Source organism: Limimaricola cinnabarinus LL-001, from assembly GCF_000466965.1.
GTDB lineage: Bacteria > Pseudomonadota > Alphaproteobacteria > Rhodobacterales > Rhodobacteraceae > Limimaricola > Limimaricola cinnabarinus.
On the sequence record NZ_BATB01000071.1, the window covers coordinates 1 to 13,165 of the forward strand.

Annotated in this window: 18 protein-coding genes and 1 pseudogene; 11 read left to right on the plus strand and 8 right to left on the minus strand. The window is 58.1% G+C overall.

Annotation, left to right across the window (positions count from 1 at the left end; genetic code table 11):
* Window positions 1-756, minus strand: a pseudogene (locus tag MBELCI_RS16230) (IS5 family transposase); the annotation flags it as partial.
* A 179-nt stretch (window positions 757-935) separates the two neighbouring features.
* Here MBELCI_RS16230 and MBELCI_RS20820 point away from each other — a divergent pair.
* Window positions 936-1,514: a hypothetical protein gene (locus MBELCI_RS20820; RefSeq protein ID WP_131505586.1), complete on the plus strand. Its 579-nt coding sequence runs from the start codon at window positions 936-938 to the stop codon at window positions 1,512-1,514.
* Entirely contained in the window at window positions 1,507-3,411 is a 1,905-nt protein-coding gene (locus MBELCI_RS20825; RefSeq protein WP_021695330.1) for a hypothetical protein, read from the plus strand. Before MBELCI_RS20820 ends, MBELCI_RS20825 begins: the two co-directional genes overlap by 8 nt.
* 263 nt (window positions 3,412-3,674) lie before the next feature.
* On the opposite strand, the gene MBELCI_RS20830 is transcribed toward MBELCI_RS20825, so the two are convergent.
* Window positions 3,675-3,884 (minus strand): hypothetical protein, encoded by a 210-nt coding sequence (locus MBELCI_RS20830; RefSeq protein WP_131505587.1) that lies wholly within the window; start codon window positions 3,882-3,884, stop codon window positions 3,675-3,677.
* Between the two features lie 4 nt (window positions 3,885-3,888).
* Window positions 3,889-4,143: a DUF2188 domain-containing protein gene (locus MBELCI_RS20140; protein ID WP_439645932.1), complete on the minus strand. Its 255-nt coding sequence runs from the start codon at window positions 4,141-4,143 to the stop codon at window positions 3,889-3,891.
* Between the two features lie 96 nt (window positions 4,144-4,239).
* On the opposite strand from MBELCI_RS20140, the gene MBELCI_RS16240 reads away from it, so the two are divergent.
* From MBELCI_RS16240 to MBELCI_RS16280, 9 genes are all read left to right on the plus strand, one after another.
* Window positions 4,240-4,446, plus strand: coding sequence for a ribbon-helix-helix protein, CopG family (locus MBELCI_RS16240; protein WP_021695331.1), 207 nt, complete (start codon window positions 4,240-4,242; stop codon window positions 4,444-4,446).
* The gene (locus MBELCI_RS16245) at window positions 4,443-5,054 is read left to right on the plus strand and encodes a hypothetical protein (RefSeq protein ID WP_045320360.1); all 612 of its coding nucleotides are present in this window, start codon (window positions 4,443-4,445) and stop codon (window positions 5,052-5,054) included. The genes MBELCI_RS16240 and MBELCI_RS16245 overlap by 4 nt, the downstream gene beginning before the upstream one ends.
* Before the next feature lie 13 nt (window positions 5,055-5,067).
* On the plus strand, window positions 5,068-5,607 hold the full coding sequence (locus MBELCI_RS16250; RefSeq protein WP_110546584.1) for a helix-turn-helix domain-containing protein: 540 nt from the start codon (window positions 5,068-5,070) through the stop codon (window positions 5,605-5,607).
* Window positions 5,597-6,526 carry an ImmA/IrrE family metallo-endopeptidase gene (locus MBELCI_RS16255; RefSeq protein ID WP_045320362.1) on the plus strand — a complete coding sequence of 310 codons (930 nt, stop codon included), beginning with the start codon at window positions 5,597-5,599 and terminating at the stop codon, window positions 6,524-6,526. Before MBELCI_RS16250 ends, MBELCI_RS16255 begins: the two co-directional genes overlap by 11 nt.
* 40 nt (window positions 6,527-6,566) lie before the next feature.
* The gene (locus MBELCI_RS16260; RefSeq protein ID WP_021695332.1) at window positions 6,567-7,106 is read left to right on the plus strand and encodes a recombinase family protein; all 540 of its coding nucleotides are present in this window, start codon (window positions 6,567-6,569) and stop codon (window positions 7,104-7,106) included.
* A gap of 95 nt (window positions 7,107-7,201) precedes the next feature.
* Complete coding sequence (locus tag MBELCI_RS16265) at window positions 7,202-7,468, plus strand: type II TA system antitoxin, ParD family (protein WP_021695333.1); 267 nt, start codon at window positions 7,202-7,204, stop codon at window positions 7,466-7,468.
* Window positions 7,469-7,644: 176 nt separating this feature from the next.
* Complete coding sequence (locus MBELCI_RS22390) at window positions 7,645-7,776, plus strand: hypothetical protein (RefSeq protein ID WP_021695334.1); 132 nt, start codon at window positions 7,645-7,647, stop codon at window positions 7,774-7,776.
* 86 nt (window positions 7,777-7,862) lie between these two features.
* Window positions 7,863-8,504, plus strand: coding sequence for a ParA family partition ATPase (gene parA, locus MBELCI_RS16275; RefSeq protein WP_045320364.1), 642 nt, complete (start codon window positions 7,863-7,865; stop codon window positions 8,502-8,504).
* Window positions 8,504-8,713: a hypothetical protein gene (locus MBELCI_RS16280; RefSeq protein ID WP_021695336.1), complete on the plus strand. Its 210-nt coding sequence runs from the start codon at window positions 8,504-8,506 to the stop codon at window positions 8,711-8,713. The genes parA and MBELCI_RS16280 overlap by 1 nt, the downstream gene beginning before the upstream one ends.
* A gap of 17 nt (window positions 8,714-8,730) precedes the next feature.
* Here MBELCI_RS16280 and trfA read toward each other — a convergent pair whose 3' ends face one another.
* The 5 genes from trfA to MBELCI_RS22000 form a co-directional block, all read right to left on the minus strand.
* Window positions 8,731-9,642, minus strand: coding sequence for a plasmid replication initiator TrfA (gene trfA, locus MBELCI_RS16285; RefSeq protein WP_369385477.1), 912 nt, complete (start codon window positions 9,640-9,642; stop codon window positions 8,731-8,733).
* A gap of 439 nt (window positions 9,643-10,081) precedes the next feature.
* Window positions 10,082-10,642, minus strand: a complete 561-nt coding sequence (locus MBELCI_RS16290) for a hypothetical protein (RefSeq protein ID WP_021695338.1) — start codon at window positions 10,640-10,642, stop codon at window positions 10,082-10,084.
* A 23-nt stretch (window positions 10,643-10,665) separates the two neighbouring features.
* Window positions 10,666-11,955: a type IV secretory system conjugative DNA transfer family protein gene (locus tag MBELCI_RS16295; RefSeq protein WP_235047672.1), complete on the minus strand. Its 1,290-nt coding sequence runs from the start codon at window positions 11,953-11,955 to the stop codon at window positions 10,666-10,668.
* Window positions 11,952-12,410 carry a hypothetical protein gene (locus tag MBELCI_RS21995; protein ID WP_235047673.1) on the minus strand — a complete coding sequence of 153 codons (459 nt, stop codon included), beginning with the start codon at window positions 12,408-12,410 and terminating at the stop codon, window positions 11,952-11,954. The genes MBELCI_RS16295 and MBELCI_RS21995 overlap by 4 nt, the downstream gene beginning before the upstream one ends.
* A complete protein-coding gene (locus MBELCI_RS22000; RefSeq protein ID WP_021695340.1) occupies window positions 12,407-12,802 on the minus strand; it encodes a hypothetical protein in 396 nt (131 codons plus the stop codon). Before MBELCI_RS22000 ends, MBELCI_RS21995 begins: the two co-directional genes overlap by 4 nt.
* Window positions 12,803-13,165: the final 363 nt, after the last annotated feature.

Consider the following 13,165-nt stretch of genomic DNA (forward strand, 5'->3'; position numbering starts at 1 on the left):
CGCAGGATCTCGTTTCGCGCAATGGCGGCGGGACAGTCTTCTTTCCAAGCGCGACCATTGCGGCGGATCGGTATGACAGCGTCGGCGCCTCGGTCGATGATCGCACCATGGCAGCGTCGTGTATCGTAAGCCCCGTCCGCGGTGACCGTGCCGATCGTCTCCTCCGGCGGGATCTGCGCCAGCAGGTCCGGCAGCAAAGGGCTGTCGCCTTGGCGGCTCGAGGTGAACTCGACCGCGCGAACGTCCCCGGTGCCCGCATTCATGGCAATATGAACCTTACGCCATTGCCTCCGGCGTGACGGGCCATGCTTGCGGGCCTGCCACTCACCATCACCGCGAACCTTGATGCCATTCGGCATCGTCCTCGGACCGATGGCGGACAATGCCTCATTGTCGATCAAAAGGTTCAGCGGCTGTCCCGACGTGCGATACGGGACCTGCACCGCGATCCGCGCCTGCCGCCGGCACAGCGTCGAATAGTCCAGAACCGGCCAGTCGAGCCCCGCCATCTGGATCAGGCTTTCAATCAGGCCGACCGTCTGCCGGAGCGGAAGGCCGAAGAGCACTTTCAGGGTGAGGCATGTCTGGATCGCAGCGTCCGAGAAGGTCTCAGGTCGGCCACGCTTGCCGGTCTTGCCAGCGTACCAGACCATCTCAGGATCGAACCAGACCGACAGCGAGCCGCGCTTGCGCAGCGCTGCATTGTAGTCTGCCCAGTTCGTCGTGCGGTAGCGGGTCGGGGGAAGGCTTTGGCATGCCCTCGACCTAACCCTCAGGACGCGCTCAGTGAATCCCCCTCACCGAGATGTGCAACAAGGTCCGTCTACCCGCGAAGCGCTTGCGTTCGAAAGCACTTAACGAAATACTCTCGTTTTAAGCACTAGGCCGTTTCAGGCGATATATAAAATCGCGAAGCAAAAAACTTAATAAGTAGAATGTTGCAGAATACATTTCTAAGCTGGACATTTCTTGAACGCATTGCAAGCCGGAGATTCGCGGTCATAAATGTTGTGTTTATCGTTTCAGTCCCGATCTTAGCAAACGTAATTTCACATGTGCAAAGCTCACAGCCAGGCTTGGCACTTCTTGGATTTCTTGACGCCGAACACCTGCCGGTTCCAAGAAATCTGGTCCGCCTTTATCTCGCTTCAGTGATTGTTGGATTGGTTCAGGGGGTAGCCAGCATGGTTTCTGGCGCTCAGATTGCACGTCAGCAAACGTTTGATGACTGGAAAGCAACGGCTGAAGGCGAGATCGCCCTGAAAGAAGCGCGCAAGGCGGAGCGCACAGGAGCGGTGAACGTAGAAAAAAGGCTGTATCATGTGTACTTAGGCGAGGTATCCACTCTTGAGAATGCACTTCCATGGGTTAGGTGGACATTAGCGTTTCTCATGGGCTTATCAATTTATCTTAGCTGTCTGGTTATTCTCGACAATGTGTTGTCTGTCGCCGGAGCTATCCCGCTTCAAGAGACCTTAATTCCTGAAGTATTGAAGGTGCAAAGCAATGAGTGAACTTCTAGAAGCGGGTACTTTTACCGAAGTTCTAAAGGCCCACATCACGCAAGAATACACCGCAGCAACCACCAGTTTTCCTTTCCAAGCTGCCAAGCGAAAGTTCAATTGGCACACCGCAACCACGGATCCATTTCAGCGTATTCAATACAGCTATGAGAACAAACTGCTAGATATCTTTCGAAATTCAGCTCGCGGGCATGGACTTCACGAAAACCGTCCGATTGCAATCATAGGAGGAAGAGGGGGAGGTAAAACAACTTCAGTGATTCGCGCTCTGGAGTTGCTCAAGGCGGAAGACTCAATTACCTACTTACGTATCGACATGAACCGTTGGGATGATCGGCAGTTCTCGGACCTGAATGAGCACGAGCTACAGAATAGATTCGCGTCCCACCTTTCGGAAAAAATCGTTTCGCACTTCCCAACCAAAAATTCACTTGAGCAAGACGTATTCGAATTTTTTCCTTGGTGCATCAACGAGCGGTCATTCACAGCGAACATCCTTGCGCACATTGAGCCGTTTTCGAAGTTTCTCAGAATATACAGTGCTGAAATCGAGCAACTTTGTCTTGGGAAGGGCTTGGGGAACACTAGCTACGACGACTTACACCATCAAATATTGGCCGCACGCCAAGAGTTTCTCAAGGCGTTTTCTGAGATCGACTTTATTTGGTATTCACTTCTCCAGATGATTTATTTGTCGGGATGGGAGCCCGACCGAGAAAGACTTGCGAGACATTTTCTTGTGCTGGACAATATTGATCCAGTTAATCCAAAGCTGCAACGTTTTGCCATACGAATATTTCATAGAATTACTCTTGCTTCAGGTATCCAAACAATTATTCCAATGCGCCCTCACACTGAAACTGTTAGCGCCGCTTCTGCGGGGGCGGACTGGTATTCCGTCGAGGCGCACTGTTCGCCTGATATTGTAGAAGTAGTACTTGGACGCCTTGATGCAGTTTGCACCTCTGACGACGGTAAGCCCTATCAGGCGCATGTTGAGACGATAAAGACGGCATTAGGGAAGGATCAAAAGCACCTTCGAGAGATACTCATTAATACCAGTGCGCTCGATATACGGACAGGCCTACTCAACTTCAGTAACTTTTGTGAACGAATCGTTTCGGCAAAGGGCTTAAGCTTCGATTTTCAGATTGATCAGAGCGAGTTGTGCCGATTTTTCTTTCTGGGCGAGCGCAATCGATTTGATTACTCCTTCGCGGAAAACCTATTCCTATATGACGCAGGTGAAGATCAAGTTTTCTCGCATTGCAAGATTTATGCCTTAGATTATCTACTTCGTGTTTCTAACGGCGGCGCCAGCTGCGGTAGCGTTACCAACCACTTGAAAAAATTTGGCTTCACGCCACAAGAAATTGAGTGCTCGCTTGGTAATTTGCTCCGCAGATCGAGAGCCTTAGTTTGGAGTAACGATGGTTTCGAGTACGCTGAGCTCAAGGCTGAGTCGGAAATGCGCGTAACTCCGTTGGCGTTTACCTATTTCTTTCGCTTATTCGGTGAGTACTACTACACAGAAGCTTGTATGATGGATCGACGGTTTCAAACTGCTTCTGTTCGAGAGGTTCTTGATTTTGAACGCGAGGTTGTTCGGAGGGACCTTCGTGCAATGCTGCACTTCGTTGACAAAGAAGACGCTCATCAGCTCAATGATTACTTCCCGAATATTGATGAAGTTGCTGGAATTCGGCATTGGAAACGGTTCGTCACTGGCGCAAAGTTTCGCCTCAAGGCGGACAATGACCGTCTCGTTGATATTAAGCGTTTAGATTGGTTAAGGTCAATTTATCAAAAAGTTTTCGAAGGAAGAGCAGCTGACCTCGATGAGGTGCAAGAAATTGTGGAGGGCCGTGGGGAAAGACTTCAGTTCTAATTTTCAGCCTTCAGGTGTGTGCTTGCACATCAAATTAAAAAATTCGGCCAAAAATTTGACTGATAAATTGTCGGTTCGGCCTGTGCCAGAAACGGCCGATTGCGCCAGCCTGTCCTGCCCTACGCGAAATCAGCGACTTCGCCATGACACAAACGCCCGGCAAAATCACGCACGTTTTGGCAGGTCTTTGCCCCGCTTTTTTTTAAGACCCGCAAGTATACTGAAGCTGGCCGGGTAGTGATCCGGCCAGCTAACTGCCGACATCAGCGAAGGCGACGGTTGAAGCGTGCGAGCTGTTCCTCGGAACCTTCAACCGTATAACCTTGGCCGGTCTTTCGGACGCGAGCACCTGCACCGGAAGCAGCGCTTCGGATAGACCGCTCCACGGCTTGGTTCATGTCACGTTTCAGCGCTGAGCTGAGCGATTGAGCTGAGCCAAAGGTGCGGCCTTTGTAGCGGAACTTGACTGTCATTCTGTCATCCTTTCGGGGGGTGGGGATCGTTACCGTGAGAGTCACGTTCACGAATTTTACCGTTGCGTCCGTGGACAAGCAGCTCGGAACCTTGGTTGCGAGCGATGCCTCGACCGGCGTCGATAGCTTCACGTTGCGTTGAATGAACGGAGGTGGCTCTGTCCGCGCCCGCCCCCTTCACTGCCCATCCACGATCATGCGGGACAACGTGCTGGTTTCTCTTTGTCATCTGAATACTCCAAGTAAATACTAGCCACATAATACTCAAAAAGTAGCTACTGTCTAGCTATTTTTTGAACCTTTTCTGTTGACGACCGCCGCAGCGGAGACTATATCACCATCGAAGGAGGCCCCCATGAAGCGAACAATGACACTCAACCTGACAGAAGCGGAAATGTCCGTTCTTGAGCGCCTGTGTGAAGGAAAGGGGCTGTCAAAAACGGCCCTCGTTCGACAGGCCTTGCGGCTCTACAAATCAGTCGATGAACGTCTTGAGCGTGGGGAAAAGGTCTTTGTCGAGAGCGCTGACAAAGCCGAAAAGATCGAGCTGATGGTACTGTGAAACAGGCAATCGGTACGATCCCCCTATTCGGGCTGGAGAGTGGTAAGTTTCACGATGCAGTCCTCTTTCAGGGCGTCGATCTTGCGACGCTTCAGGGTATCGAAGCAAGCTGGACTCCAATGTTCGACACTGCGGCGGCTGAAAACCGGCCCGAGGACGCGCACTGGGAATGGGCTGCCAAGGCGCTTCAAGCGCTACAGAATCCGCTCAATTATGAGATTTTCGGCATCGAGGCGGACGGCAAGACGCAGGGTATGATGCTTGTGGTCAAGGGCGGCGCAAAATGTTTCAGCCGCCACCCGGAACATCCCAGGATGCCGCTGGTGTATGTGGATTTTCTGGCTACCGCTCCGTGGAACAGGCGTGGTTTGATCGAGAGCCCGACTTACAAAGGCGTTGGAAGGGTTCTGTTCATGTCAGCGGTATCGCTGAGTATCGAGGAAGAATTTGCAGGTAGAGTTGCGCTGCATTCACTTCCGGGAGCCGAGGCTTTCTACAGGGACAGGTTGAGCATGACTGATCTGGGAGCGGATGGAGACTACCAGAATCTGAGATACTTCGAGCTGTCCACAACCCAAGCCAGGCAGTTGATATCTGCCTGGCCATAACAAAGAAAGGAGAATGACCATGAAGCTTTGTGTTGATAACGACTGGCTGCGCCGACAGATCGAGAGCGATCCAATCGGCGAAGTTGAAGCCGGGCGCGGCATTCGCCGATCTGCGGATGTGCTGAATGCTCTGGCTGAGCATCAGGAGCCGAAGGACAAGAAGACTGTTCGACCCGCGAGCCGTAGTGAAGCGGCTCTCGGCCTTCTGGTGCACATGACACGTCGCCGGGACCGTCTGTCGATTGTCCAGTTCGCCGAGCGTGTCCGGGTTTCGGCCGAAGAAGTTACGGCTATCGAAAAAGACCCGAGTTACTCGCCACGTCCGAGAACAATCCACAATCTGGCAGAATATGTGAAGGTTCCTGCCAAGTCGTTGCTAAACCTTTTGCCGGATGCCCCGGTCCTGGATCACTCGCTGGACGATGCCGTTCACAAGTTCGCGGCGAGTTCCGACGACCTGTCGGGGCTTTCCAGAGCTGAGCGACGTAGCCTGAACGACTTCGTCAAGTTCCTGTCCATTTATAATGGCGGGACTAAAGCGGATGGCAAATGAAGACCCGAAAGTAGATCAGTTTGCAGCCGCCGACATCGACGAGTCGGTTCGGCGGCTGCTTCGAGACCTTGGCAACCCGGAACCACCTCTCAAGCTTGAAGACGTGCGGGCTTTACAGAAACTTGATCTTACTTATTACAGTAAATCCGACTTGAACCTGCTCGATGAAATGGCGCACCGCGTCACGTTGGCCGGAAATTTTATCACAACCAGCGCCCGCCGTATGTTTGACGTGGTCACGAAGGCAGGGCTGAAGGCGCTTATCGTCCCTGAGCAACGTCAAATCTACATCGACAAGGAAGTCGTGGATAAGAAGCGACGCTTCATACTGGCGCACGAAATCACGCACGATCTGTTGCCGTGGCACCGTAGCCTTTTGCTTGGAGATAACGAGGAATCCCTAAGCCCGCGTTGTCATCAGGAGATGGAAGCCGAAGCCAACTATGGAGCCCGGCAGTTGATTTTTCTCGGAGACCGTTTTTCGACGGAAGTCCGGGATCATGACCTAGAATGGAAGACGCTACAGAAGCTTTCCAAGGACTACGGCAACACCATCACGACAACCCTTTGGCAAGCCATTCAGTGCCGAGATGCAGCAGTGCCTATGTTTGGTATGATCGGGCGCCATCCATATCACGCTGACATAGGTAAGCGCGCCGGAAACGAAAACGTAGCCTATTTTATCCGTTCAAACAGCTTCGTTGATCGGTTCGGACACGTTACTGATGCCGAGACTTATTCAGCGATGTGCAGCTATGTTCGCCCGACCAAGAGGGGTCCCATGGGTGAAGGAACCTGTCTTTTCACGGACGCGAACGGGGACGTTTTTGAATTCTATCTGACGAGCTTTAGCAACAGCTACGATCTACTGACTATGGGACATCTGGTGGGGCCGTATCGCAAGGTAGTTGGCTTCTAGCTACTGGACAAAACACCCCCCTTTCTGGCCAGATCGTGGCATGATTATCGGCTATGCCCGCGTCAGCACTGACGACCAGAACCTCGATGCCCAGACCGACACTTTGGCTGCGGCCGGAGCTGGCAAGGTTTTCGCGGACAAGATCAGCGGATCGAAGCGCGTGCGGCCCGAGCTGGACAGGATGCTGGACCAGCTCCGCGACGGCGACGTTGTGACCGTCACCAAATATGACCGCCTTGCCCGGTCCCTCAAAGACCTTCTGGAGATAGTGGAGACCATCGGAGCGCACGGTGCCGGCTTCCGGTCCTTGGCCGAGGACATCGACACCACGACGCCGGCTGGCCGTCTGACGTTCCATGTTTTTGCATCCATCGCGCAGTTCGAGCGCGAGCGGATTTCCGAGCGAACAAAGGAAGGGCTGGCGTCGGCGCGCAAGCGCGGCCGGATCGGTGGCAGGCCCCCTGCCCTGTCGCCCGCCCAGAAGATCGAGGTGCGGCGCATGAGGGACCAGGAACAACGGGCCGTCCCGGAGATCGCGCGGCTGTTCAAGGTCAGCGAACGGACTGTGCGGCGGGCATGACCTTACCCATGAATTTGAAGCAGAAAAGAGCTACATGATGACGAGGATCAGCGCCGTTCTCAGTTTTGTGGGTCGATAGGCCTTATCTTCAGATCATGCCCAGACTCTCAATTGACATCACCCCCGAAGAACACCAGAAGCTGAAGGCCATCGCCGCGCTGAAAGGCGAGAGCATCAAGGACTATGTGCTGAAGCGCACCCTTGGCGATGCCCCTGCCTTGGATGACATGAGCGAAGACGAGGCGGTTGCCGCCCTGTCCGACTTTCTCCGTCCCCGGATCGAGCAGGCGCGACGCGGCGAACTTTCCACAAAGTCGATGGCCGACATCCGGCGCGAAGCGCACGATCAGGCCAGTCGATAGCCGCCCCCATGCAGTCCCATAACCTCACGCTTGCCGCCGAAGAGGATTTGCGCGGCATCTGGCGCTACACCTACAAGACCTGGGGCTTTGACTAGACCGAGACTTATTTCGATCGGATCGAGGCGTGCTGCGAGGCCGTTGGACGCAAACAGGCGCAGTCAAGGACGCTCGACGGATTGCCGGACGGTATCCGCATCCATCGTTGCGAGCACCACTACATCGTCTGGCTGGACGGGGATCGGCCGATCATTATCGCCATTCTGCACGAGCGGATGGATTTCGTGCGGCGGCTGAAGGACCGGCTGTAGCCCTTCTGCCGAAACGATTGGTTGCGCCACCGAGGAATGAGTATATACTCATCTGAGTAAAAACTCATTTACTCAAGGTGACCGACTTGCCAATTATCTCGATACTGAATCCCAAGGGCGGCAGCGGAAAAACGACCATCACCACGAACCTTGCCCGTTCGCTGCATGAACGCGGCTACAAGGTTCTGATAGTCGATTCCGATCCGCAGGGCAGCGCCCGGGACTGGCACGCGGCCAACGAAAGGAATCCCCTGCCCCTCGTCGCCCTAGACCGTGCAAACAACGTCAAAAGCCTGCCAGATGTCGCTGCCGCCTATGATTTTGTCATGGTGGATGGCGCGGCGAAGCTGGAGGACATGATCGCCGCGAGCATCAAGATTACCGATTTCGTGTTCATCCCGGTCACACCCAGCCCCTACGACCTTTGGGCAGCGTCGGACCTGGTGGAGTTCATTAAGGCTCGTCAGGAAGTGACGGACGGGAAACCTGCGGCCCGGTTCATTATCAGCCGCGCAATCGCGGGGACACGTCTTGGTGACGAGATCGTCACGGCACTTGCGGAACAGGGTCTCGGCGTGTTCGGCACACACATCACGCAGCGGCAGGTCTACCCCCAGACGGCAAGCGAGGGGGGAACGGTGTTCGACAGCAAGAACGCCGATGCTTTGGCGGAGGTGAACGCCCTGACAGGCGAAATTCTCGCCTTCATCGACGCGGAGGGTGTGTGATGGCCCTTTCGAGCAAACGCCCGAGCCAGCGCGACGAGATCAAGTCGAAGCTCCTGAACGATGTGACCGAAACCAACGAGAAGAAGCGCCGTCTGAATGCGGAGATCGAGGACTCGCTGTATCGCCGCATCAAGGGTCGCGCGGCTGAAGAAGGCCGGACCATATCCAGCATCACCCGCGATCTATGGCTTGAGTATTTGAGTAAATGAGTTTTAGAGTATTTACTCTACCACCCGCTGCGGCCGCGTTTCTCATACCAGCTCTTGCAGAACCCGAGGAACGCGGCGTCCGGGTTCTTCGGAGGCTCTTTCTGCCTTGCTGCATAGGTTCGCCATTCCCCGACAAGAACGTTGATGTCCCATGTCGGGGACAGCTCCCGCGCCCGTTCGAGGGTATCCGGCGAGAGGGGCAGGATGTAGCCGCCGGTCAGCCGATCCTGTTGGGGTTTCGCCGCGTAGGTATCAAGAAACTCGCGTTTTGGCGTAACCGTCAGGATGTCTGCTTCCAGCCGGAAGGCGTAGTCCGGCATGTGATTGTGTTCCTCGTCAGCCTTGCAAATCGCCTTCACGAGACGCCGGAACTCCTTGTCCGAGGATGTCGAGCCGGTGCGGCCCTGTAGCTTTTCAAGACCGCATTTCCATTCCGGCTGGGTTCCGCATTGCTTGCGGGCCAGCTCATACAGACGACGTTCCAGAGGCTTGCGGAGCTGAAAGTAGCGACGGTTCAGTGTCAGGACATCATCACCGGCAATCGCGTTGAAGACCCAATCGGAGAGGGTGACTTCGAGATCGAGCATTCGGCCGTCACGGGTTTCGCGCACGATCCGGTAGCGATCAATCAGGCTGAAACCGTCAATCTGTTCTACGCCGCCTGTGGTGATGTTCGTCTCGATTTGGGTTCCCTGTAGCCGCTCCAGCGCGGCTTTGAGGCCAGTGTAGCCGGTTCCCGCAACAGGACGGTTGGTTGCAACGAGCAGATCGTATGCCTTGAACCGCAAGGTCCGCTGGACCTGTTTGCCGTCGTTCAGTGCCGCCATGACCTGTGAAATGCAGTAGATCAGCACGTCGCGATCATGGACCGTGGCGAGGCCGATCATATTTGGCCGGACTTCGACGTAGCTCTTGCCGTCGGTGGCCACGTAGCGGCGTTTTTTTCGTGTCCGGCTTGGTCGAAAGGGTGAAGATGGGATGCGCCATGGAGGCCATGTCACCCTTGGGTGCGGCGTCGAAAATATCGCAGACGAAAAAGTCTCCCTGCGCGTGTCGCAAGGGAAGCAGAGGCGTCCGGTCCTGTTTCGTAATATCACCCACCATGGCCGCAATATTCGTAATTTCACACACCGATGCAAGCGCTTCGTAAGATCACCCACCGAAGCGCTTTCGTAAGATCACCCACCATCTTTCGTAAGATCACCCACCGGCTATCGTAAGATCACCCACCGAAGGCCAAAAATAGGCTCGATTATACGCATTTATTCAAGAGCTTAGTGAGGGGTATGATTCGCGTAACACAGACTCTAACACATATATAACACCCGGCTTTCAGACTGAGGGCAATGCAGGACAGGTTCGAGCCCGTTACAGACGGTAGAACACGCAGGCATCAGTCCCCGTTGTCGTCGTGGTCCAGACACCGCCGATGACGGCACAGGTCAAGGGGTGGCTGGCCATGAAACGGGGCAGGACGACCGACATCGCCAAAGCCAGAACGACGGCACCCAGACCGAGCCAAGGCAGAAGGCGCTTCAGACGATCCGCCCTGTTCTCCCGGTCCCGCACCTGCCTGAGGATGGCCAGCTTATCCTCTTCGGCCTGCTTGAGCACCTTCTGCGTCACGTTCGACTGCCGACCGAGATCGACGGCCATCCGACCCATGCGGATCAGGTTGTCGTTGATCTGCCCGTCGATGGTCCGTCCCACCATCTCGCCGTAGCGCTCCGGATCGGTCTGGGTCTTGGCGGCGAAGGCGGCCTGGCGGGCCTCGGTCGCGGTCTTGTTCACCCGGTCGAGCACCGTCGTCTGAGCATCCACCCGGTCCGAGACGCTGGCCAGCACCGTCGAGAGCAGATCCAGCGTCTCGCACAGCTCCTCGTCCGAGAGGGCAGGGGTGGATGCAGAGGTGTCGGGCGTATGGGACATCGGGGCGATCTCCTTCGGATGGCCTAGCGGTCCTGCGGGGCGAACAGCCCCGCGAACTCGCGGTCGGCGTAGTAGCGCAGCTTGCGCGCGATGGCCGGCGGCTGGCCCTGGAGGCGCAGAAGCTGGCATTCGGGCGGCAGCTGCATGATCTCGTCGGGGGTCAGCAGGTCGCGGCCGGTGATGCTGGTGCCCATGGTCGGCATATCGCCCGGCCGGCGGCTTTCGGTGCGGTAGCCGATGGTTTCCTGCCCCATGGACTGGCTCAGCCACTTGGCGGTCTCGAAGTCGTTCACGCCAAAGACCTGCTGCACGCCGGCATTGGCGACGAAGGTGGAGGCGCGGGCGCCGTAGAGGTCGCGGAGCTGGCTCATGTCCTGCAGGATCGGCCAGAGCTGGAGCCCGTAGCCCGCCATCAGCCCCATGGCGCGCTCCACGGCCTCGAGACGGCCGAGAGCGGCGAACTCGTCGAGCAGGAACAGCACCGGCCCCGAGGGGCGCCGTGGCGCCTCCTGGGGGCGCTCAGGAGCCCTGTAGGGCACTCTGAGGCCCGCGACCTCCCTGGCATACGTGACAGCGGCGCTGTGCGGCACCTTGGGGCGCGAGGGCGGTGCGGTCACCTCCGCGTCGCGGGCGATGTCCTGGAGGCCTTGGGCGACCAGCAGGCGCAGCCAGCGGCTGTAGGCATCCAGCCGGTTGGGCGGCAGCACGAGAAAGACCGAAGTGGTGCGGTAGCGCAGATCCGCGAAGGCGAAGTCGGAGCGCGCCATGACCTTGGCGATCCGCGGGCTGTCGAGGAAGTGGGTGTGGCGCTGCGCGTTCGACATGACGGAGGCGGCCTCGCGGTCGGCCTTGCCGGCGAAGCGGTTCGCCGCGCGGGCCACCAGCCCGTCCGCCGCGTCGCTCTCCTGCATCAGCGCCAGCAGCGCCGCCAGCCGGTCCGGCGGCAGGGTCAGGTATTCGCGGACGGAGGCCAGCGTCCGGCGCCCGGGGTCCTCGTGGGCGACGCAGAACATGATCAGCCCGCCGAGCAGCGCCTTGGCCTCCTCGTTCCAATGCGCGTCGCCGGACTGGCCCGGCGGATCCACGACCAGCGCCTCGGCCAGCGAGGCGGCGTCCTCGCTGAGATCCGGGCTGTCGGCCCCGAGCCGGTCGAGCGGGTTGTAGGCGGCGGAGGGGCGCCCGGAGACGCCGAAGGGATCGAGGACGTGGACCGTGCCGAAGTCCTCGCGGGCCTCGCCGGTGATCCGGGCGTTCTCGCCCTTGGGGTCGATCACCAGCACCGAGCGGTTGAGGGCGAGCAGGTTGGGGATCACCGTGCCGACACCTTGCCGGCGCGGGTGGGGGCGAGGGTCAGCAGGTGGGCGGGACCGTCATAGCGCAGGAGCCGGCCGGTACGGGGGTTGCGGCCGATCAGCAGACCCTCGGCGCGCTCCCACCGGCGCAGCTCGCGCTTTCCGGCGAAGCGGGCGGAGCCGTGGCTGTCGCCGGCCAGCCCCTCGAAGAAACTCGCGGCACCGGAGATCTCACGCCAGTGCCCGACCGCGAAGACCGAGCCGCAGAGCATGAAGGGGCCGACCACCAGCCATTGCCAGGCGCTCTGTCCGGGTTCTTCCCCGAACATCGCGAAGACGAAGGGCGTGGCCAGCAGCGCGCCGATGCCGGCGCCGAGGACGAGCCAGAGGGCCAGCCAGCCGATCAGAACCGGGGCCACGATGAGGCCAGCAACAAGGCGCGCAAAGCCCCCGAGGAGAGCCCCGATCATCCTCATGCGGCGGGCGGTTCCGGAGTGGCGGACGGCGCATCCCCAGACCCGGAGCTGCTCTCAGAACCAACACCCGCGCCGATCCCAGACCCCGAGCCGACATCCGCGTCCGAACCAGCACCGGCCTCTATCCTGGAGCCAGAGCCAACCGAGGGCGGCGACCACTCCTCGAAGGCCTGTCGATCGTTCTCGCGGGTGAGGTTGCGAAGCAGCCGGTCGAGCATTTCGGCGGCGGTGCTGTCGCGGACGGCGAGGTCGATCAGGGCACCGCCGAGGATCACCTTGCGGCGGGTGTCGAGCTTGCGTTGGCGGGTGGCTTCGCGGTTCTTGACGGCCTGAAGGCGGGCCTTGGCCTGGGCGAACTGGCGCTCCGCCCGTTGCAGTTCGGTTTCGGACACGTGGCCTCCTGCGGTCTACAGCGTATTGACGGCAAAGGTTTATTCTTGCCGGGTCGAGCGGTAGCGCGTACCCGTAGGCCTGTAAAGGTCAAGGGCGCACTTATGCAAACTTCCACTCGCCTGACGGCTCGTTCCAGTTTGCGTGCGATCTCCCGGGGGCAAAGCCCCCGCCGATGGCGACCCCGTCCTGCGCTTGGCGCGCAGGATCAGGAGGCCGCTGCCCGCGCCTCCCGAACCCTCCAAGGACCAACCTGCGCGGTTGGATCGCGTCGCCGCCCCGCGCCACGCCAGCGGATCGGCCATGGCCTCGCTACGCGGGCCGGCCTGCCACGGGCTTCGGCACCGGGGCGGCGGGCGCCCGTC